Origin of the sequence: Streptomyces zhihengii (assembly GCF_016919245.1) — a bacterium.
Taxonomy (GTDB): Bacteria; Actinomycetota; Actinomycetes; order Streptomycetales; family Streptomycetaceae; genus Streptomyces; species Streptomyces zhihengii.
This window is the reverse complement of the sequence record NZ_JAFEJA010000001.1, coordinates 5,093,826-5,114,442: the sequence shown is the minus strand read 5'-3', so window position 1 is coordinate 5,114,442 and position 20,617 is coordinate 5,093,826. Positions and strand designations below refer to the sequence as shown.

Genomic DNA, 20,617 nt, shown 5'->3' with positions numbered 1-20,617 from the left:
ATGCGGTCATTTAGTTTTCGGAAACTTACTTCCACGATACGAAACCCACCGTACGGGAAGTCGACGGGAAACAGAAGAGGTCCGGGTCACCGAAGGGTGACCCGGACCTCTGTCCGGACGGATAAGTGGCACCGACCCGCCATGCTCGCCTCGCGGCAAGTGGTCGCTCGTAGCGACGAAGGTTGGGCCCGGGGGCTTGGATCGAGCCGGTGCCACACCCAGGCTAACGCACCACCCGGGGAAGTGATTCCCGTACGGCACGTTGACTCGCCGTCGGTGCGAACCCCGCGTTCCGGCACCCGCCACGGAAGCCCGCACGGCCGGGACCGGACGCCCGCACGGCCGGGCCCGGACGGGCGCACGGCGGCCCTGCGACCGCACGCCGCCCGCCCGGGGCCCCGGTCGCTCAGTCCCGCAGCAGGTCCGGCACCCCGTCCGCGTCGGGCTGGTCGCGCCGCGCCGAGACGACGGTGAGCTGCTGGGTCGCCCGGGTGAGGGCCACGTAGAGCACCCGCAGTCCGGCCGGGCTCTCGTCGGCGATCTCCGCCGGGGAGACCACCACCGTGGCGTCGTACTCCAGCCCCTTGGCCTCCAGCGAGCCCAGGGCCACCACCCGCTCGCCGAGCCCGGCGAGCCAGCGGGCGGCCTGCTCGCGGCGGTGCATCGCCACCACGACGCCGACCGTGCCGTCGACCCCGGCCAGCAGCCGCTCCGCCTCGGCCCGCACGGCGTCCGCGAGGTCCCCGCCGTCGGGGACCACCGCGAAGCGGGGGCGCACACCGGTGGAGCGCACCGCGGCGGGCGACCGCATCCCGGGCATCGCCAGGGTGAGGACCTTGGCGGCCAGCTCGGCGATCTCGGCCGGGTTGCGGTAGTTCACGGTCAGCTCGAAGCGCCGGCGGGGGCGGGTGCCGAGCGCCTCGTCGCGTGCCTCGGCGGCCTCGTCCGGCGAGGACCAGGACGACTGGGCGGGGTCGCCGACCACCGTCCAGGTGGCGTGGCGCCCGCGGCGGCCGACCATCCGCCACTGCATCGGGGTGAGGTCCTGCGCCTCGTCGACGATGACATGGGCGTACTCGGTGCGTTCGGCGGCCAGCCGGTCGGCCCGCTCCCGCTGCGACTCCTCGCGCTGCGGCATCAGCTCCTCCAGCCCGCTGAGCTGGTCCAGCGGGTCCAGCTCGCGCTTCCTGCGCGGCCGGGCGGGTGCGCCGAGCAGGCTGCCGAGCTCGTCGAGGAGCGCGACGTCGTGGACCGACAGCGCGTCGCGCCGCAGCGACCTGGCCACCCGGCGCACCTCGCCGGGGTTGAGGACCCGCCGGGCCCAGCGGCCGAGCCGCCGCTCGTCCGCCATGGCGGCGAGCACCCCGCGCGGGGTCAGCTCGGGCCACCAGGCGTCCAGGAAGGCGAGGAAGCTGTCCTCCGAGGTGACGTCCTCGTCGAAGGAGGAGCGCAGCTCGGCGGCGAGCTCGGGGTCGCCCGGGTGGCGGCCGGCCGCGCCCGACTTGGCGTACAGGGCGTCCAGCAGCAGCCGGCGGGCCCGCGGGCGCAGCAGGTTGACGGGCGTGGTGCCGCCGAGGGCGTTGTGGCGGATGCGCTGGAGTTCGTCGGCCTCCAGCTCCAGGCGGCGGCCGAAGACGACCACCCGCAGCCGGTCCGGGGTGCCCTGGGCGGCCGGCTCCTCCCCCAGGGCGAGCTGGCCCCCGGCGGGCGCGGACGGCTGCTCCAGCGCGCCCCGCGCGGCCTTGCGCAGCACGTTCAGCATCCGGGACGAGCCCTTGACGCGGGCGACCGCGGGTTCGTCGTACGCGGTGGCCTCCGCGCCGTCGACGAGCGAGCCGACCGCGCGGATGGCGACCTGCCCCTCCTCGCCCAGCGAGGGCAGCACGCCCTCGGTGTAGGCGACCAGCAGGGGCGTCGGCGAGACGATGAGGATGCCGCCGGAGTATCTGCGCCGGTCCTTGTAGAGGAGGTACGCCGCCCGGTGCAGCGCCACGGCCGTCTTTCCGGTGCCGGGGCCGCCCTCCACATAGGTGACGGACGCGGCGGGGGCGCGGATGACCAGGTCCTGTTCGGCCTGGATGGAGGCGACGATGTCGCGCATGGTGTGGCTGCGGGCCTGGCCGAGCGCGGCCATCAGGGCGCCGTCGCCGACGACGGCCAGCGGCACGCCGTCGAGGGAGGCGCTGAGTTCGGGGCGCATCAGGTCGTCCTCGACGCCCAGCACCTTGCGTCCCCGCGAGCGGATGACGCGCCGGCGCACGACCCGGCCCGGCTCGACCGGCGTGGACCGGTAGAAGGGGGCCGCGGCCGGGGCGCGCCAGTCGATCACCAGGGGTGCGTAGTCGGCGTCGAGGACGCCGATCCGGCCGATGTGCAGGGTCTCGCCGATGGGCGCGGTGCCGTCGGCCCGCACGGCGTCGTCGGCGGGCTCCACGGAGGTGTACGCCCCGTCGGGGCCGCGCTCGCCGTCCTTGCCGTACAGCAGGTCGATCCTGCCGAAGAGGAAGTCCTCGAACTCGTTGTTGAGCCGGTTGAGGTGGATCCCGGCCCGGAAGACCTGGGCGTCCCGCTCGGCGAGGGCGCCGGGCGTACCGACCTGGCCCCGTTTGGCGGCGTCGTCCATGAGGAACTCCGCCTCGTGGATCTTCTCCTCCAGCCGGCGGTAGACCCGGTCCAGATGGACCTGTTCGACGCCGATCTCACGGTCTCGCACCGAGTCGGCGGCGGACGCGGCCGCCGGAACGGTCACGGAATCGACTACGGAATCAGCGGCATCCTGCGCGGCCACCGAGGCCCCCTTCTGACGTGCACTGGGCAGCCGTCAACCGTACGCCAAGGGGGGCGGGAATGACACCTGTGTCCGGCCCGCGGCGGGCGTCCGCCGCGGGCCGTGGGAGCACACGGAGACGCCCCGGGCCCGCGGGACCGAGGGGAGGGGCCGGCCGGGGTGCCTACGCGTCGACCTCCACCAGGCGGGTGCCGTCGAAGGTGCGGACCTCGAAGCGGTCGATGTCGTCGCGGTCCATGGCGGCTCCGCCGTGGACGTAGAGCGGGTTCTTGGCCGCCTCGTGGGGGCTGTCGGCGATGCCGTACCCCCACGCGGGGACGGCCCAGGAGGTGACGACCTCCTCCTCGCCCGTGGTGGAGACGGCGACCAGGCTGCACTTGAGGGGGCCCTTGACGTTCTTCAGCTCCAGGACCGTGTGGGTGCCCCAGCCCTTCTTCTCCATGCCCACGACCGCGCTGACCCGGGTCGTCGCGTCGGTGCCCTCGACCTTCTCCTCCATGTGGTTGAAGAAGGCGTCCTCGGCCGGGCTGGTCGGGTGCGGGTCGGCCGCCTGGCTGCCGGTGGTGTCGTCGGCCGTGACCACGACGGCGACCGCCGGGCCGCCGATGATCAGCGCGGCGACGGCGGCCAGCAGGTACATCCCGCGCCGGCGCTTCGCCGCGCGCTTCACGGCGACCTCGTTCAGCAGGCCGTCGAGCACCCGGGGGCTGGGCGAGGACGGGACCACGGGCGCGGGCCGCGGCGGCGGGAAGTCCGTCGCGCCCGGCATGCCCCAGGGGTCGCCCTGCGGCGGGGGTGCCGCGGCGGGCGCGTCGGCCAGCATCGCCAGCATCGGTTCCATGCCGGAGAACTCGTCGAGACGGGCGGCACACAGGTCGCAGCCGGCCAGATGCGCCTCGAAGGCGGAGGCGTCCGCTTCGTCGAGCACTCCGAGCACGTACGCGCCGACGGCGTCGTGCACGGACTCCTGCTCGTACCTGGTCACGCCGAGACCCCCCTCTCCTCCAGTGCGAGCTTCATGGAACGCAGTGCGTAGAACACGCGGGACCGCACGGTCCCGCTGGGTATGCCGAGCGTTTCGGCCGCCTCATTGACCGTACGCCCCTTGAAATACGTCTCGACAAGGACTTCCCGGTGAGCGGGTGTCAAATCGTCGAGCGCATCCGAGAGCGTCATGAGCCACAACGCCTTGTCGATCTCGTCCTCCGCGGGCATGACCTCCAGCGGCGACGGGTCGACCTCCTGCGGCCGGGCCTGCCGGCTGCGGTGAGCGTCGATGACGATGCGCCGGGCGACCGTCACCAGCCAGGGTCGGACAGAGCCGGTGGCCCGGTTGAGCCGGCCGGCGTTCTTCCAGGCACGGATGAGCGTCTCCTGTACGACGTCCTCGGCGCGCTGGCGGTCGCCGGCGACGAGGCGCAGTACGTAGGCGAGCAACGGTCCGGCGTGTTCGCGGTAGAGCGCGCGCATCAACTCCTCGTCCGGGACGGAGGTGTCGGTGCGCGGCTTCTCCTCCCCGGTGTCACCGGGACGAGGGAGATGCCCTCTGCGATGGCGGGCCCGTTGCGGACGGTCATCGGCCACGGCGGCATCCTTGCGCACCTGAACCTCCCGGTCGAGACCCTGCTCACTGCACGGCTGCTGCTTGTCCCCCTCCACTACGGGGGCGGCCGGAGGATCACTCAACGCGCGGGGGAGAAACTTCAAGATCTTTTCGGCGGCGGAGGTTTCGGCGGTCGCGCGCGGCTTCCCGGCCGTCCCGTCAGGGGCGGCCGCCGGACGGGGCGGTCGTCCGCCGCCGGTGGCGTGCGACCCGCTCGCGGTTGCCGCACACCTCGCTGGAGCACCAACGGCGGCGCCTGCCACGGGAGGTGTCGAGGTAGACGCGGTCGCAGCCGTCGCCCTCGCAGCGCCTCAGGCGACCGCGGGCGACGGGGTCGGTGAGCAGTTCGACGGCGTCCCGGGCCACGGCGGCGAGCAGCGCGTCGAGGCCGGGTGCCGCGCACAGGGCGCGGACGAGGGTGCCGTCCACGTCCCGTACCGCCCTGATCCCGGGCGGGGGTTCACCGGCGAGGGCGTTGACGGTGGCGAGGACGGGCTCGGCGGCCGGCCCGGGGGCGTCCCCGTCGAGTGCGGCGCCCACCAACTGGGTGACGCAGCGGCGCAGTTCGACGAAGCCGTCGACCCATTCGGCGCCCAGTCCGGTGAGCCGGGTGGCGGCGGGCACCAGTCCGGCGCCGATCAGCCAGCGGGCGAGCCGGTCCGCTCCGGCGAGCGGTTCGCCCGGTCCGCCGGGGGTGTCGGGGCCGGGCGCCGTGGCGACGAGGTCGAGGCACACGCGTCCGGAGTCGAACCGCCACGGTGTGCCGCGCTGCCGCTTGGTCCGGGGAGGGCCCGCACCGACCGCCATGTCCCTGTCACCGCCTCGGTCGTCCCACCGCCGGGTGTCTCCTCCCAGAGTGCCCGTCCGCGGTGACGCCCGGAAGACCTCCCCCCGCGCCGCCTTCCGCCCGCTGCCGGGGGCGGGCGCGGGGCGCCCGGTCAGGGGCCGTCGTACTTGGTGGCCGCCGCCGGGTCCAGGGCCAGCCGGTAGCCGCGCTTGACGACGGTCTGGATCAGCTTGGGCGTGCCCAGCGCCGTGCGCAGCCGGGCCATGGCCGTCTCGACGGCGTGCTCGTCCTTGCCGGCGCCGGGCAGCGCGCGCAGCAGGTCGGCCCGGGAGACGACCCAGCCGGGGCGGTCGGACAGGGCCCGCATCAGGGCCATCCCGGCGGGCGGCACCGGGCGCAGCTCCTCGCCGACGAGGACGGCGTGGCCGCGGATCTCCACCCGGTGCCCCGACACCGGCAGCACCCGTGCCCGGGCGGGCAGTTCGGTGCCGAGGAGCTGCACGAGCGGTCCGAGCCGGAACCGCTCCGGCTGCACGGTGTTGACCCCGGCGGCCTGGAGCGGCAGGGCGGTGACGGGGCCGACGCACGCCGCCAGCACGCCGTGGTCGAGGGTGTGCAGCAGCTCCGGCAGCACGCCCCGGCTCTCCGCCCGGGAGAGCAGCGAGACCGCGGCGGGGGCGCTGGTGAAGGTCACCGCGTCGAGGGCGCGGGCGAGGGTGGCGTCCAGCAGCCGGTCGAGCGGGCCGATGTCCTCCGGCGCCATCCAGCGGTAGACGGGCACGAGGACCACGTCGCCGCCGGCGGCCCGCAGCGACTCGACGAAGCCGGGCAGCGGCTCGCCGTGCAGCTGGAGGGCGACCCGGCGGCCCGCCACGCCCTGCTCCAGCAGCCGGTCGAGGACCTCGGCCATGGACTCGGAGGCCGGGGACCACTCCTCCGTCAGTCCGGCGGCCCGGATGGCGCCCTTCACCTTGGGCCCGCGGGCCAGCAGTTCGACCCCGCGCAGCCGGTTCAGCAGCTGCTCGCCGATGCCCCAGCCGTCCGCTGCCTCCACCCAGCCCCGGAAGCCGATCGCGGTGGTGGCGACGACGACGTCGGGCGCGTGGTCGATCAGTTCCCTGGTGGCGGCGAGCAGTTCGGCGTCGTCCGCCAGCGGCACGATGCGCAGGGCGGGCGCGTGCACGACGGCCGCTCCCCGCCGCTGGAGCAGCGCGCCGAGCTCGTCGGCGCGGCGGGCGGCGGTGACGCCGACGGTGAAGCCCGCGAGCGGGCCGTGCGGTTGGCCGTGGTCGTGCATCTCAGTCGTCCCCACTGGATGTGCCCCGTCGCGGCCCGCCCTCGCGGGCGGTGCCCCACGGGGCGGTGAACTGGCGACCGAGCCTGTCAAAGGCGCGTGACAGGCCCGGATCGCTCATATTTCCCTGCTGTTACGCGGACGGCCCCGACCGGGCCAGCGCGGCCGGGTGTGTCACACCCGGGCGTACTCGGGCTGCGGCGCCGTCTCGTCCCGCGCGGCGCGGACCGGGACCACGACGGGCCGGCGAAGGTATACCGCCCAGGTGACCAGGCAGCAGACCGCGTAGTAGGCGAGGAAGGCGACGAAGGCGGCGGTGCCGGTGCCCGCCGTCTGGAAGGACTGGCGGAAGGCCAGGTTGATGGCGAGGCCGCCGATGCCGCCCACCGCCCCGATGAGCCCCATCGAACCGCCCGAGAGCCGGCGCCCGTAGGCCGCGGCCGCCTCACCGGTCATGCCCTGCGCGAGGGCCTTGTTCTGGAAGATGCCCGGGATCATCTTGAAGGTCGACCCGTTGCCGAGCCCGCTGAGCACGAACAGCGCCGTGAAGCCGACCAGGAAGACCGGCAGGGACTCGGCCAGCGAGGCGGCGATCACCACGCCGGTCGCCCCCGCCATCGCGACGAAGTTCCACAGCGTGATGCGGGCGCCGCCGAAGCGGTCGGCGAGCAGACCGCCCACCGGCCGGATCAGCGAGCCCAGCAGCGGACCGATGAAGGTGAGCGAGGCGGCCTGGAGCGGGGTGCGCCCGAACTGGGTCTGGAGCACCAGGCCGAAGGCGAAGCTGTAGCCGATGAAGGAGCCGAAGGTGCCGATGTAGAGGAAGGCCATGATCCAGGTGTGGCCGTCCCCGGAGGCCGCCTTGAACGCACCGGTGTCGTTCTTCACCGGGGTCAGGTTGTCCATCCACAGCGCCGAGCAGAGCGCGGCGACGACGATCAGCGGGAGGTACACGCCGAGCACGATCCGCGGGTGGGCCGCGCCCGCGGTGCCGATGATCAGCAGCGCCACGAGCTGGATCACGGGGACGCCGATGTTGCCGCCGCCCGCGTTGAGGCCCAGGGCCCAGCCCTTCCTGCGCAGCGGGAAGAAGGCGTTGATGTTGGTCATCGACGAGGCGAAGTTGCCGCCGCCGACGCCGGTGAGGGCGGCCACCAGGAGGAACGTCCCGTAGGAGGTGCCCGGCTCCATCACGGCGAAGGCTGCGCCGGTCGGCAGCAGCAGGAGCAGGGCGCTGAAGATCGTCCAGTTCCGGCCGCCGAAGCGGGCGACGGCGAAGGTGTACGGCACCCGGATCACGGCGCCGACCAGGGTCGCGGTCCCGATCAGGAAGAACTTGCCCGCCGGGTCGATGCCGTACTCGGGCCCCATGAAGAGGACCATCACGGACCACAGGCTCCAGATCGAGAAGCCGATGTGCTCACTGAGGACGGAGAAGGCGAGGTTCCGCCGGGCGATCCGCTCCCCCTTCGTCCGCCAGAAGGTCTCGTCCTCGGGGTCCCACTCGTCGATCCACCGGCCTGCCATCGTGCGCCTCCACCTGGGTCTGGTCGTGGGCACGACGGTAGGGACAGCTCGTTTCAGCCCGGTGGCACGAGGTGACCGGTGCGGAACGTTGCTCTCACTCGGCGGAGGCCCGCGTGGTGAGGGCCCCGGCGCGGGCGCCCGCGCGCTCGGGGGCGCGCATCACGGCGGTGTCCTGGTCGGGCAGCCAGTCCCCCGGGATCCTGCGCAGCCAGCCCTCCTCGGCCGCGAGCCGGGCGGCGGCCGTCCGCAGGGCGTCGAGGCCGGGGTGCCGCAGCCCCGCGCGCCAGACCATGGACAGCGGGGACAGCGGCACGGGGGCGGTGATCGGCCGGCGCACCGTGCCGGGCATGGCGGGGAAGTCCACCACGGCGAGGACCGGGGTGCGGCTCTTGGCCATCACCCGCCGGAACTCCTCCGCCCCCACCGCCATCGGCGCGGGCGGGGCCACGGCGATGCCCCGCCCCTCGAACAGCAGGCCCGCGAGGTCGGTCCACTCGCGGGTGCGCGGGTTGCCGGCCCCTGCGTAGACGCTCTCCCCCGCCAGGGCGTCCAGCGGCACGCTCTCCCGGGCGGCGAGCGGATGGTCCTCGGGCAGCAGGACGGCCATCGGCTCCAGCCGGACGGGCTGGTGGGCCAGGGCGGCCCGGGCGGCCGGGGCGAGACCGGCGACGCGGCCGAACGACACGTCGAGGCGGCCCGCCGCGATCTCCGCCGCCGCCCCCGTCAGGCCGCTCTCGTAGCGCGCCATCAGCTCGCACTCCGGGGCCAGTTCGCGCGCGAGGGCGAGCACCCGGCCGGAGGTCATGCCCGCCGAGTTGAGATCGACGAGGAGCGGACGCCCGGTGCCCGCGGCGGCGGCGAGCAGCTCGTCCTGGGCGAGGAGCAGCCGCCGCGCGTAGGGCAGCAGCCGTTCGGCGTCGGCGGTCGGCGTGACCTGCCGGGTGGTCCGGACGAACAGCTCGACGCCGAGCTCCCGCTCCAGCCGGCGGATGTCGCGGCTGAGGGCCTGCTGGGCGACGTAGAGCCGGGCGGCGGCACGGGTGAAGTGCAGTTCCTCGGCCACGGCGACGAAGGCGCGCAGCAGCCGGGGGTCCAGGTCTCGGGTCACAGCGCATTCAACAACACGGATGCGTGAATGGCCATCGAGCAGGTGTTGGACCGCTCGCGGGCGCGCGGACCAGGGTGGGGACCATGCACCGGACCTCCCCGCCGACGACGGCGCCACGACCCGCGCCGCCCGCGATACCGCCCGGCGCCCCCGCCTTCGCACCGCGCTTCGGCCCCGGTCCCGGGCGGCCGGCGGCCCGGCGGCGTCCGGCGGGCCCGTACCGGCGGCTGTTCGACATCCCCGGCACCCGGGCCTTCACGGCGGGGAACCTGCTCGCCCGGCTGCCCATGGGCATGTTCGGGGTCAGCGCCGTCGTGATGATCGCCGGCGCCTACGGCTCGTACGCCCTGGCGGGCTCGGTGACGGCGGCGGGGCTCGCGGTGACCGCCCTGGTGGCGCCCTGGACCGCACGGCTCGTCGACCGGTACGGCCAGGCGCGGATCGCGGTGCCGGCGGCGGCGCTCGCCGTCCTCGGCCAGCTCGCGCTGGTGGTGTGCGTCTGGCGCGAGGCCCCGGCCTGGACGCTGTTCGCCGCCTACGCGGCCACCGCGACCTGCCCCAACACCGGCGGCATGTCCCGGGCCCGCTGGGCCCATCTGTACCGGGACGACCCCGCCGCCCTGCACACGGCGAACTCCTTCGAGCAGGCCGTCGACGAGCTGTGCTTCATGCTCGGCCCGGTGCTCGCCGCGTTCCTGTGCTCGGCCCTCTTCCCGCAGGCGGGCACCCTGGGCGGAGCGTTCCTGCTGCTCACCGGGGTGCTGGTGTTCGCCGCCCAGCGGGCGACGGAGCCGCCGCCCGCCCCGCGCACAGCCTCCGGCGCACCGCTGCGCGCCCCGGGCATGCGGCCGCTGCTCGCCGTGTTCCTGGCGACGGGGGCGGTCTTCGGCTCCATGGAGGTCGTCACCCTCGCGTTCGTCGACGGGCCGGCCGCCGGCGCGGTGCTCGCCCTCCAGGCCGCGGGCTCCTGCGCCGCGGGGCTGGTCTACGGCAGGGTCCGGCGGTCCGCCGGGCTGGTGGTCTGCCTGGCCGCGATGACCGTCCTGATGTCCCTGCCGCTGCTGGCCGCGGCGGGCACCGGCGCGGTCTGGGCGGTGGCGGCGGCGCTGCTGGTGGCGGGCATGGCGACGGCGCCGACGATGGTGACGGGGATGACCCGGGTGCAGAAGCTCACCCCGGGGGGCCGCGCGAACGAGGGCATGACCCTGGCCGTCACGGCCCTGCTCGGCGGCATCGCCGCGGGGTCGGCGAGCGGCGGCTGGACGGTGGAGCACCTCGGCCCGGTGGCCGGATACGGCGTCCCGGTCTGCGCGGCGGCACTGGCCCTGGCACTGGCGGCCGCCACGGCAGGGCGCGGCAGGGCGCCGGGCTCGGCGTCCGGGCACGCGGGAGGCCGGGCATGACGAAGGCCCGCCGGCAGGTGCCGGCGGGCCTTCGCCCACATGGGATGCGGAACCGGGGGCCGTGGCCTCCGGGCTCCATCGGTGGAGATGGCGGGAATCGAACCCGCGTCCAACGGTGCAGAACCAGGGCTTCTCCGTGTGCAGTCCGCTGCGATTTTCTCAGCCCCGGAGATCACGCGGACAAGTCTCCGACGGGCTCAGTCACTGTTTGATTTCCCTCCGGACCCCGTGACCGGGTCTAGAGGTTTAGTTCCCTAGTTGACGCCAGGAACCGGGTCGGGAACAGCCCCGGGCTGACGCTCCATGAGTGAAGGTTCGTCTCTACTGCTTATCAGGCAGCGAGGGCGAAGGCTTCGGAGTTATCGCGCTTGGAATCGGCGATTATTGGTTGCGACATATGGTTTACGAGATCATTGCCGCTTCCTCGACACGCTTCCCCTGCCTCGACATCCGCTGTCGAAACCGATCATCCCCATGTTGATTTTTCAAGCCCCCCTCGGGGGGCGTTGCCATCGTACGTGACCAACGCACGCCGATGCCAGCGTATTCCGCCGGGCCCGGCAGGGCCGCGATCAGGCGCGCTGCTTGCGGCGGACCGCCGACATCGCCCGGTCCGCCTCGCGGCGGTCCTGCTTCTCGCGCAGCGTCTGCCGCTTGTCGTACTCCTTCTTGCCCTTCGCCAGCGCGATCTCGACCTTCGCCCGGCCGTTCGTGAAGTACAGGGCGAGGGGCACGATGGTGTGCCCCGTCTCCTGCGACTTCGCCTCCAGCTTGTCGATCTCCTCGCGGTGCAGCAGCAGCTTCCGCTTGCGGCGCGCGCTGTGGTTGGTCCACGTGCCCTGCGCGTACTCCGGGACGTGCACGTTGTGCAGCCACGCCTCGCCGCCGTCGATCTGGACGAAGCCGTCGGCCAGCGAGGCCCGCCCCTGGCGCAGCGACTTCACCTCGGTCCCCGTCAGCACCAGACCGCACTCGTAGGTGTCGAGGATGTGGTAGTCGTGCCGCGCCTTCTTGTTCTGGGCGATCAGCTTGCGCCCTGTTTCCTTTGCCATAGTGCGGTCATTTTCGCACTACGGGGCCCCCTTGAGGCCACCCAATACCGTCCGGGCCCGCTTCTCCGCGCTCTCGGCCGCCACCAGGTCGGGGGTGATCCCCTGTCCGTCGACGCTGTGACCGGCCGGTGTGCGGTAGTGGCCCACGGTCAGCTCGGCGACCGAGCCGTCGGGGAGCCGGCTGGGCATCTGCACCGAGCCCTTGCCGAAGGTCCGCGATCCGACGGTGACCGCACGGCCGCGGTCCTTGAGCGCCCCGGTCAGCAGCTCGGCCGCGCTCATGGTGCCCCCGTCGACCAGCGCGACCAGCGGCCGCGCGGTGTCCCCGCCGGCCTCCGCGTAGAGGGCCTGCTGGTCGCCGCGGACGTCGTAGGTGGCGACCAGGCCGCCGTCGAGGAAGGCGGAGGCCGCGGTGACGGCCTCGGCGACCAGCCCGCCCGCGTTGCCCCGCAGGTCCAGCAGGACGCCCGCGCCCTCGGGGGCGCCGCGCACCGCGTCCCGCACCTGGGCGCCGGTGCCCTTGGTGAAGGAGTCGACCTTGATCACCACGGCGCCGTCGACCCGGCGCACGGTGACGGACTGCGTCGTCAGCCGCGCACGGGTGAGGGCGGCGGTCCACGTCCGGTCGCCCCGCTCCAGGCCGACGGCCACCCGCGAGCCGGCCTCGCCGCGCAGCAGCCCCACCACCTCGGTCACCGGGCGCATGGCGACGTCCTGCCCGTCGACGGTGCGCAGCCGGTCACCGGGCCGGATCCCCGCACCGGCGGCCGGCCCGCCCGGCTGCACCTGGGAGACCTCCACCCCGCCGTCGCGGGTGCGCCGGGCGCCGAGGCCGACGCCGGTGTACTCGCCGTCGAGGGCGTCCTCGAACTCCTCGTACTCCTCGCTGTCGTACACCGCCGACCAGCGGTCGCCGCTGCGGCTGACGAACTGCTCGGCCGCTTCCGTACCGGACTTCCCGTCCGCCATCGCCTCGGCCGCGGCACGGGCGACGTCCTCGCGGTCCAGGGTGGCCGCGGCGGAACGCACGGCGGGTGCGGTGTCGTCGGGCCGCTCCTCGGCGCGGGGCAGGCCGCCGGTGGCGGCCGCCGTGGCGAGCACGGTCGCGAAGACCAGCGTCAGCGCCGCCCCACGGCGGCTGCCGTGGGGGCGGGGACTGGTATCGGGGTCCGACATGGCGACGAGTCTAGGACAAGCGAAGGGCGCCGTACGGAGGTTGACCGCACGGCGCCGGGGGCGTTTGTCACACCCTGAGGTACTTGCGCAGCGCGAGCAGAGCCGCAACTGCGGGCATCAGCAGGCTGATCGCCAGGATCAGCGGGAGCTGCGTCAGCACGGCGTCCCAGCCGATGAAGTTGACCAACTTCATCTTCTCGGCGAGCGCCAGGCCGTTGTCGATCAGGAAGTACCGCCCGCCCAGCAGCATGACGCAGGCGAGCGCGCCGCCGAGGAGCCCGGCGAACGCGGCCTCCGCGATGAACGGCGTCTGGATGTAGAAGCTGGACGCGCCGACCAGCCGCATGATCCCGGTCTCGCGCCGGCGGCTGAACGCCGACACCCGCACCGTGTTGACGATCAGCATCATCGCGATCACCAGCATCAGACCCATCACGCAGAGCGCGGCGATCCGCATGCCCTCCATCAGGTCGAAGAGGTTCTGGAGGATGCCGCGCTGGTCCTGGACGGACTGCACACCGTCACGGCCGGCGAACGCGGTGGCCACCACCTCGTACTTCTCCGGGTCGTGCAGCTTGACCCGGAACGACTCCTGCATCTGGTCCGGCGTGATCGTCGACGCGATGGGGGTGTCGCCGTACTGCTCCTTGTAGTGCTTGTACGCCTCCTCCGCCGTCTCGTGCTGGACGGTGTCGACGACGTCCAGCTTCTTCAGGTCGCCCTGGATCTGCTCCTTCTGCGCCGACGTGACGGCCCCCTTGGCGCACTGGGGCGAGGTGGCCGCGTCGTTCTTGTTGCACAGGAAGATGGAGACGTTGACCTTGTCGTACCAGAAGTCCTTCATGGTGTTCACCTGCTTGTTCATCAGCAGGGCGCCACCGAAGAGGGCGAGCGAGAGGGCGACGGAGACGACGACGGCGAACGTCATCGTGAGGTTGCGACGGAGACCGACACCGATCTCCGACATGACGAACTGGGCGCGCATGGCGTGCTTTCAGCCTTTCAGTCTGTCCGGGCTCAGTGCTGGTAGCCGTAGACGCCGCGCGCCTGGTCGCGTACGAGACGGCCCTTCTCGAGCTCGATGACGCGCTTGCGCATCTGGTCGACGATGTTCTGGTCGTGGGTCGCCATCACCACGGTCGTACCGGTGCGGTTGATCCGGTCGAGCAGCTTCATGATGCCGACGGACGTCTGCGGGTCGAGGTTGCCCGTCGGCTCGTCCGCGATCAGCAGCATCGGGCGGTTGACGAAGGCACGCGCGATGGCCACCCGCTGCTGCTCACCACCGGAGAGCTCACCGGGCATCCGGTCCTCCTTGCCGCCGAGGCCGACGAGGTCGAGGACCTGCGGCACGGCCTTGCGGATCTCGCCGCGCGGCTTGCCGATGACCTCCTGGGCGAACGCCACGTTCTCCGCGACGGTCTTGTTGGGCAGCAGGCGGAAGTCCTGGAAGACGGTGCCGAGCTGGCGGCGCATGTGGGGCACCTTCCAGTTGGACAGCCGGGCCAGGTCCTTGCCGAGGACGTGGACCAACCCCTGGCTGGCGCGCTCCTCGCGCAGCAGCAGCCGCAGGAACGTCGACTTGCCGGAACCGGACGACCCCACGAGGAAGACGAACTCCCCCTTCTCGATTTCGAGGGAGACGTCGCGCAGGGCAGGTCGGTTCTGCTTGGGGTAGCTCTTGGAGACGTTGTCGAATCGGATCACGGGTGCACCACGGGTAGGCCGGGAGTAGGTGAGCGTGACCATACGCGAACCGGCACAGGCCGTGCAGTCGCGCTCCTGAGTTGCGCGTTTTGTCCGGTCACGGATCGGGCGTAATCCGACGGGGCGCGCCGAAAAGCGCCCGAGCTGGCACAGTGGTAGGGGAACAGTCGCGTTTCCCTGTGCGTTGTCGGAAGAGAACTGTGCTGACGGTCCGCGCCTGCGGCTTCGGCGCGCGGAAAGGAGAGCGCATGACCTACGACCGACTGGTGTGCGCGAACTGCGCGGCACCTGTGGCCGAGGGCCGCTGCCCGGTCTGCCGGGCCAACCGTGAGCGCCTCCAGCAGGACGGACCTCTCGCGGGTGTGAGCCCCGCGGCCCTGCTCGCCCTCCTGGTGCTGCTGGTGGCCGCGGTGGCGCTGCTGGCCGTGTAGGGCGCGGCGCGGAGAACTGCGGACACGGAAAGGCCCGGGGTGCTCGGCACCCCGGGCCTTCACCGTGTCACTGTGCGTGTCAGGCGACGGTGCGTCCGCCACCCACGAGGCGCGGCAGCATACGGAAGCCGATGCCACCCGCGATCATGGTCGCGGCGCCCAGCAGCAGGAACGTGGTCTCGGCGGCGCCGGTCTCCGCCAGCTCCTCCTTGGCCTCGCCCTGCTCGACCGGCTGCGAGCCCGCACTGTCGGTGTCGGTGCCCGTGCCGGCGTCACCGTCGATCACGCCACCGTTGGGGTCGGTGTCGTTGCCACCGTTGCCGCCACCGTTGCCGTTGCCGCCGTTGTCGTTACCGCCGTCGGTGCCACCGTTCTGGTTGCCACCGTTGTCGTTGCCACCATCGGCGCCACCGTCAGCACCACCATCGGCACCACCATCGGCACCACCATCAGCACCACCATCGGCGCCACCATCGGCACCGCCGTCGGCACCACCGTCAGCACCGCCGTCGGCACCGCCGTCAGCGCCACCATCGGCACCGCCGTCGGCACCGCCGTCAGCACCACCATCGGCGCCACCGTCAGCACCGCCGTCAGCACCGCCGTCAGCACCACCATCGGCGCCACCGTCAGCACCACCATCGGCGCCACCGTCAGCACCACCGTCAGCACCACCATCGGCACCGCCGTCAGCACCACCGTCAGCACCACCGTCAGCACCACCATCGGCGCCACCGTCGACACCGCCCGGGTCGCCGTCGCCCTGGATGCCGATGCCGGCGTCGATGCCGTTCTCGTCGGCGTTGGCGGACACCTGGAGCGGGCCCACGTTGATGTCGAGCGCCTGCGCGGCACCTGCGGCGGTCAGCGACGCACCCGCGGCGATCACAGCGCCGGCGGCTATACGCGCGACGCGAATCCGCGTCTTCTTCGTCATCTGGCTGCTACCCCCAGTAGCTTCTCGTCATTGGAGCAGCGTCCGGAGCTACAGCAGGCTCGGATCCGTCGTGACTCCCCCGCTCGCACACGCCCCGGAAACACGCATGCCGCCCGTCACCCTTCCGAGTTTTCGCAGGACCGTCAAGGTCGTTGCGGGCGCGATGCCCGAAATGCTGTCAGTTGCCTGACCTGCGGGGATGCAACTGTGACATAAAAGGGAACTGCCGCCCCGGGGGCGGCAGTTCCCTTGTCGACAAAGCGCCGGACTACTTGTCCTGCTGCTTGCGCCAGCGAATTCCGGCTTCAAGGAAGCCGTCGATCTCCCCGTCCAGCACCGACTGCGGGTTGCCCACCTCGAAGTCCGTCCGCAGGTCCTTGACCATCTGGTACGGGTGGAGGACGTACGAACGCATCTGGTTGCCCCAGGAGCTGCCGCCGTCGCCCTTGAGGGCGTCCATCCTGGCCCGCTCCTCCTGGCGCTGACGCTCCAGCAGCTTCGCCTGGAGGACGTTCATCGCGCTGGCCTTGTTCTGGATCTGGGAGCGCTCGTTCTGGCAGGAGACGACGATGCCGGTCGGGAGGTGGGTGATGCGGACCGCGGAGTCGGTCGTGTTGACGCCCTGGCCGCCCGGGCCGGAGGCACGGTAGACGTCCACGCGCAGTTCGGACTCGTCGATCTCGACGTGGTCGGACTGCTCGACGACCGGCAGGATCTCGACGCCGGCGAAGGAGGTCTGGCGGCGGCCCTGGTTGTCGAAGGGCGAGATGCGCACCAGCCGGTGGGTGCCCTGCTCGACGGAGAGGGTGCCGTAGGCGTACGGGGCCTTCACCACGAAGGTGGTCGACTTGATGCCGGCCTCCTCCGCGTAGGACGTCTCGTAGACCTCGGTGCCGTAGCCGTGGCGCTCGGCCCAGCGCAGGTACATGCGCTGGAGCTGCTCGGCGAAGTCCGCGGCGTCGACGCCGCCGGCCTCGGCGCGGATGTTGACCAGGGCCTCGCGCTCGTCGTACTCGCCGGACAGGAGGGTGCGGACCTCCATCTCGTCCAGCGCCTTGCGCACGGCCTCCAACTCGGTCTCGGCCTCGGCGCGGGTGTCCGGGTCGTCCTCGGCCTCGGCGAGCTCGAAGAGCACCTCGAGGTCGTCGATCCGGCCGCGCAGGGCCTCGGCCTTGCGGACCTCGGCCTGGAGGTGCGAAAGCTTGCTGGTGATCTTCTGCGCCGCCTCGGGGTCGTCCCACAGGGACGGTGCCGCCGCCTGCTCCTCGAGCACGGCGATGTCTGCCCTCATCCTGTCGAGGTCCAGAACGGCCTCGATCGACCCCATGGTCGAGGAAAGGGACTTCAGCTCTTCGGAAACATCGACGACTGCCACGGGTCCAGCGTAACGGCTGAGCGGAGGAGACCGTGCTGGCGGCCGTCCACCCCTGCTCCGGCGGCCGGAGCCGGGGCCGGCGGGGCCCGGAGCCCCGCCGCGCGGGGCTCCGGCGGCTCAGGGCTCCGAGGGGGCGGACTGCCGCTGGTCGTGGGGCCTGCTGTCGCCGTCGTCGCCGCCGGCGACGAGCCAGCCGCCGACACCGACGACCGCTGCGACGGCCACCGCGGCCGCGCCCAGCGTGATCCGGCGCTTACGGACCGCGGCCGCCTTGTTGCGGGCAGAGCCGGGGCGCCGCTGCCCCGGCGCGCGGGGCGCGCGGGCCGTGCCGTGGGCGCCGCCCGCGAGCTCGTCGGGCGCCGGGACGCGCATCGAGGTGTGGGTGTCCCGGTTGGAGTCCGCGGAGGCGGCGCCGGGGACCAGCGAGACGGCGCCCTTGCGGCGGGGCCGGTCGGCCTGCTCGGGCTCGGTGTCCTCGTGGACCTCCGCGGCCGGCTCGGCGTCGGGTTCGTCGACGTCCAGCGGGGGCATGCCGCGCAGCAGCGGCAGCAGGTCGTGCAGCCGCTGGGCCAGCTCGGACGCCCGGAGCCGGGAGGCCGGCGCCTTGGCCAGGCACTGGACGATGAGCTGCCACAGCTCGTCGGGGATGCCGGGCAGCGGCACTACCGTCTCGGTGACGTGCCGGCGCAGGACCGCGCCGGGGTGACCGCCGCCGAAGGGCGTGAACCCGGCCAGGAGTTCGTAGAGGACGGTGGCCAGCGCGTAGATGTCCACGGCGGCGCGGGGCGGCAGTCCCTCGACGATCTCGGGGGCGATGTAGTCGGGGGTGCCGATGATGCCCGAGGCGTTCGGGGCGCCGCCGCCGGCGGACCGGGTGGCCTTGGTGCGGCGCGGGGTGTCGATCAGCTTGGCGACGCCGAAGTCGGTGAGCAGCGCCGGGTGGGACCCGGCGGGCCCGAGCGGCCCCTCCATGTCGAGCAGGATGTTCTCCGGCTTCACGTCGCGGTGCACGATCCCGGCGGCGTGCGCGGCGGCCAGGCCGTCGGCGACGTCCGCGATGATCGCGACCGCGGCCTCGGGCGCGAGCCGCCGCTCGCGGTCGAGGCGGGTGCGCAGGTCGGTGCCGCGCACCAGGTCCATGACGAGTGCGAGGTCGTTGCCGTCGACGACGAGGTCGCGGACGCCGACGACCCGCGGGTGGTCGAGTCCGAGCAGCGCCGTGCGCTCCTGGACGAAGCGGCCCACGAGCTCCTGGTCGCTGGCGAGGTCCTCGCGCAACAGCTTGATCGCGACGGGCCCTTCGGGGCCTTCGCCGAGCCACACCGTGCCCGCGCTGCCCCGCCCCAGGATCTGATGCGCCGTGTACCGGCTGCCGATGTTCCGTGCCAAGACTGCTCCCTCAGCGGCTGGCGTTGCCCCCAAAGTACGCGGGCATCGGGGAGGTGTGTGCCCCGGATGTCGCCGACCTTCACTTCTGCGGGATAAATCAGCCCGCGGAAGTCGACAAATACACAGAGTCGCGTGCGGCGCGGCGGACGGCTCCCGCCGCCGCGCCCGCGTCCGGCGGGGCCGGACGCCGCCCGCTACTGCGGTTCGGTGATCTGGTCGGCGGTGTCCTTGGCGTCGCCGATCGTGGAGATCCAGTCGGTGACGGTGGAGATGCCGTCGCCGATCGCCTCCCAGTAGCTCTTGCCCTGGGCGATCCAGTCCTGGAGCGGGGTGAGCTCCCAGATCAGCCAGCCGCCGACGACGAACAGCACGACCATGACCAGGCAGCCCTTGAGGCAGCCGAGGCCGGGGATGCGCACCGGGTTGGCGCTGCGCCGGCGCGGCTCGCGCTGCGGGGGCTGCTGGGGCGGCGGCTGCTGCGGGGCGTACGGCTGCTGCGCCGGCGCGTAGGGCTGCGGCTGGTGCTGCTGGCGCTGGGGCGGCTGCCTGCGCTGCGGCTGCTGGGGGGCGGCGTAGGGCTGCGGCGCCGGCGGGTACGGCTGCTGGCGCTGCGGGGGCTGCTGGCGCTGGGGCGGCTGCTGCGGCTGCCGCTGGGGGCGGCGGCGCAGCGGGTCCTGGTTCGGGTCCAGGTACTGGACCTGCGTCTGCTCGTTGCGGTCGCGGGCGGCGCGGAGCTGCGACTGCCAGGGGTGCGGCTCCTCGGGGCCGGGCACCGGGGGCATCACGGACGTCGGGTCGGCCCCGCCGCCGCGCGGCCCGGTCTGCGGCATGACGCTGGTCGCCGCGGACGGGTCGTAGGCGGAGGCGCCGCCCGGTCCGGTGTTCGGCAGGACCTGGGTCGGGTCGGCGGCGCCGGGGGTGTCCGGCACGGGGGCGGGCGAGGGGTCGGGCGCGAGCAGCGCGGCGACCCCGAGGGCGGCGTCGATCTGGGCGGAGTTGGCGTGCACACCGATGCCCGCGGCGACCGTGCGCAGCCCCCGGGCCAGGTTCTCGGCGCTGGGGCGCTCGCCCGGCTCCTTGCGCAGGCAGCGCTCGATGACCGTCCACAGCGGCTCGGGGACGGTGCTGGGGCGGCGCGGCTCCTCGCTCAGGTGGCGGTGGAGCACCTCGAGGGCGGTGCCGCCGGCGAACGGGGGCCTGCCGGTGACCAGCTCGTACAGCAGGATGCCCGCGCCGTAGATGTCGACGGCGGAGGTCTGCGGCCGGCCCTCGGCGGACTCCGGGGCGACGTACGCCGGGGTGCCGACGAACTCGTGGGTGCGGGTCAGGCCCGGGGAGTCCGCGAGACGCGCGATGCCGAAGTCGGTCAGCATCGGGTGCATCTGGCCGTCGGCGTCGGTCTTCAGCAGGACGTTCGCCGGCTTGAGGTCGCGGTGGACGACGCCGTCGGAGTGGCTGGCGGCGAGCGCGTCCGCGATCTGCGCGGTCAGCAGCGAGGCGGCGACCGGTGAGAGGGGACCGTTGTCGCGCAGGTAGTGGTGCAGGTCGGGGCCGTCGACCAGGTCCATCACCAGGGCGAGCAGATCGCCCTCGACGACGAGGTCGCGGGTGCGCACGATGTTCGGGTGGGTCAGCCGCAGCAGGACCGAGCGCTCCCGCAGGAAGCGCATGACGACGTCCGCGTCGTTCGCGAGCTCCTCCTTGAGGACCTTGATCGCGACGGTCTCGCCGGGCTGGCCGGGTACGGCCGCCTCGGCGCCCGCGGTCTCCCGCTGGCGCGCTCGCCAGACGGTGCCCGTGGCGCCGCGTCCGAGCGGCTCCTCGAGCAGGTACTTGCTGCCTACCGGCCGCACGTCGCGCTCCCTGCTGATAGGGGTCCTCACATGGTCCGGGCCCGCCGATGATCCTTTGATCCTGACGGCCGCCCGCGTGTCCGGCCCACTGTAATGCCGTGGCACGGATCACCGGCGGCCTCGCCGCCCATCTCTTTCCTGGCGGGCGCCGCCCCAATCCGCCCGGTGCCGCCCGGGTCCTCTCGAA

Annotated in this window: 18 protein-coding genes and 1 other RNA gene; 2 read left to right on the top strand and 17 right to left on the bottom strand. The window is 73.1% G+C overall.

The window, feature by feature from the left end:
* Nucleotides 1-406: 406 nt before the first annotated feature.
* The 7 genes from JE024_RS21630 to JE024_RS21600 form a co-directional block, all read right to left on the bottom strand.
* Nucleotides 407-2,749 carry a HelD family protein gene (locus JE024_RS21630; RefSeq protein WP_205375175.1) on the bottom strand — a complete coding sequence of 781 codons (2,343 nt, stop codon included), beginning with the start codon at nt 2,747-2,749 and terminating at the stop codon, nt 407-409.
* A gap of 202 nt (nt 2,750-2,951) precedes the next feature.
* Complete coding sequence (locus tag JE024_RS21625; protein ID WP_205375174.1) at nt 2,952-3,773, bottom strand: zf-HC2 domain-containing protein; 822 nt, start codon at nt 3,771-3,773, stop codon at nt 2,952-2,954.
* Nucleotides 3,770-4,390 carry a sigma-70 family RNA polymerase sigma factor gene (locus JE024_RS21620; RefSeq protein ID WP_147988926.1) on the bottom strand — a complete coding sequence of 207 codons (621 nt, stop codon included), beginning with the start codon at nt 4,388-4,390 and terminating at the stop codon, nt 3,770-3,772. The genes JE024_RS21625 and JE024_RS21620 overlap by 4 nt, the downstream gene beginning before the upstream one ends.
* Before the next feature lie 160 nt (nt 4,391-4,550).
* Complete coding sequence (locus JE024_RS21615) at nt 4,551-5,198, bottom strand: CGNR zinc finger domain-containing protein (RefSeq protein WP_205375173.1); 648 nt, start codon at nt 5,196-5,198, stop codon at nt 4,551-4,553.
* Nucleotides 5,199-5,329: 131 nt separating this feature from the next.
* Nucleotides 5,330-6,475 (bottom strand): uroporphyrinogen-III synthase, encoded by a 1,146-nt coding sequence (locus tag JE024_RS21610; RefSeq protein ID WP_205375172.1) that lies wholly within the window; start codon nt 6,473-6,475, stop codon nt 5,330-5,332.
* Between the two features lie 171 nt (nt 6,476-6,646).
* A complete protein-coding gene (locus tag JE024_RS21605; RefSeq protein WP_205375171.1) occupies nt 6,647-7,999 on the bottom strand; it encodes a nitrate/nitrite transporter in 1,353 nt (450 codons plus the stop codon).
* 94 nt (nt 8,000-8,093) lie between these two features.
* Nucleotides 8,094-9,107, bottom strand: coding sequence for a LysR family transcriptional regulator (locus JE024_RS21600; protein ID WP_205375170.1), 1,014 nt, complete (start codon nt 9,105-9,107; stop codon nt 8,094-8,096).
* An 83-nt stretch (nt 9,108-9,190) separates the two neighbouring features.
* Here JE024_RS21600 and JE024_RS21595 point away from each other — a divergent pair, with 83 nt between their 5' ends.
* On the top strand, nt 9,191-10,510 hold the full coding sequence (locus JE024_RS21595; protein ID WP_244883023.1) for an MFS transporter: 1,320 nt from the start codon (nt 9,191-9,193) through the stop codon (nt 10,508-10,510).
* A gap of 79 nt (nt 10,511-10,589) precedes the next feature.
* On the opposite strand, the gene ssrA is transcribed toward JE024_RS21595, so the two are convergent.
* From ssrA to ftsE, 5 genes are all read right to left on the bottom strand, one after another.
* Nucleotides 10,590-10,984: a transfer-messenger RNA gene (ssrA, locus tag JE024_RS21590) on the bottom strand.
* Nucleotides 10,985-11,082: 98 nt separating this feature from the next.
* Nucleotides 11,083-11,562 carry an SsrA-binding protein SmpB gene (gene smpB, locus JE024_RS21585; RefSeq protein ID WP_205375169.1) on the bottom strand — a complete coding sequence of 160 codons (480 nt, stop codon included), beginning with the start codon at nt 11,560-11,562 and terminating at the stop codon, nt 11,083-11,085.
* A gap of 18 nt (nt 11,563-11,580) precedes the next feature.
* The gene (locus JE024_RS21580) at nt 11,581-12,738 is read right to left on the bottom strand and encodes a S41 family peptidase (RefSeq protein WP_205375168.1); all 1,158 of its coding nucleotides are present in this window, start codon (nt 12,736-12,738) and stop codon (nt 11,581-11,583) included.
* A 67-nt stretch (nt 12,739-12,805) separates the two neighbouring features.
* A complete protein-coding gene (gene ftsX / locus JE024_RS21575) occupies nt 12,806-13,723 on the bottom strand; it encodes a permease-like cell division protein FtsX (protein ID WP_205375167.1) in 918 nt (305 codons plus the stop codon).
* Nucleotides 13,724-13,755: 32 nt separating this feature from the next.
* On the bottom strand, nt 13,756-14,445 hold the full coding sequence (ftsE, locus tag JE024_RS21570; RefSeq protein WP_205375166.1) for a cell division ATP-binding protein FtsE: 690 nt from the start codon (nt 14,443-14,445) through the stop codon (nt 13,756-13,758).
* Nucleotides 14,446-14,693: 248 nt separating this feature from the next.
* Between ftsE and JE024_RS21565 the strand changes: the two genes are divergently transcribed.
* Nucleotides 14,694-14,876, top strand: a complete 183-nt coding sequence (locus JE024_RS21565) for a hypothetical protein (protein ID WP_205375165.1) — start codon at nt 14,694-14,696, stop codon at nt 14,874-14,876.
* A gap of 79 nt (nt 14,877-14,955) precedes the next feature.
* Here the strand turns inward: JE024_RS21565 and JE024_RS42105 are convergent, their stop codons facing one another.
* From JE024_RS42105 to JE024_RS21545, 5 genes are all read right to left on the bottom strand, one after another.
* A complete protein-coding gene (locus JE024_RS42105) occupies nt 14,956-15,162 on the bottom strand; it encodes an LPXTG cell wall anchor domain-containing protein (protein WP_307840707.1) in 207 nt (68 codons plus the stop codon).
* A complete protein-coding gene (locus JE024_RS42100; RefSeq protein WP_307840706.1) occupies nt 15,159-15,602 on the bottom strand; it encodes a hypothetical protein in 444 nt (147 codons plus the stop codon). Before JE024_RS42100 ends, JE024_RS42105 begins: the two co-directional genes overlap by 4 nt.
* Nucleotides 15,603-16,081: 479 nt before the next feature.
* Entirely contained in the window at nt 16,082-17,188 is a 1,107-nt protein-coding gene (gene prfB / locus JE024_RS21555; protein WP_205375163.1) for a peptide chain release factor 2, read from the bottom strand.
* A gap of 117 nt (nt 17,189-17,305) precedes the next feature.
* Nucleotides 17,306-18,577 (bottom strand): serine/threonine-protein kinase, encoded by a 1,272-nt coding sequence (locus JE024_RS21550; protein ID WP_205375162.1) that lies wholly within the window; start codon nt 18,575-18,577, stop codon nt 17,306-17,308.
* Nucleotides 18,578-18,771: 194 nt separating this feature from the next.
* Nucleotides 18,772-20,430 carry a serine/threonine-protein kinase gene (locus tag JE024_RS21545; protein WP_205375161.1) on the bottom strand — a complete coding sequence of 553 codons (1,659 nt, stop codon included), beginning with the start codon at nt 20,428-20,430 and terminating at the stop codon, nt 18,772-18,774.
* Nucleotides 20,431-20,617 lie beyond the last annotated feature (187 nt).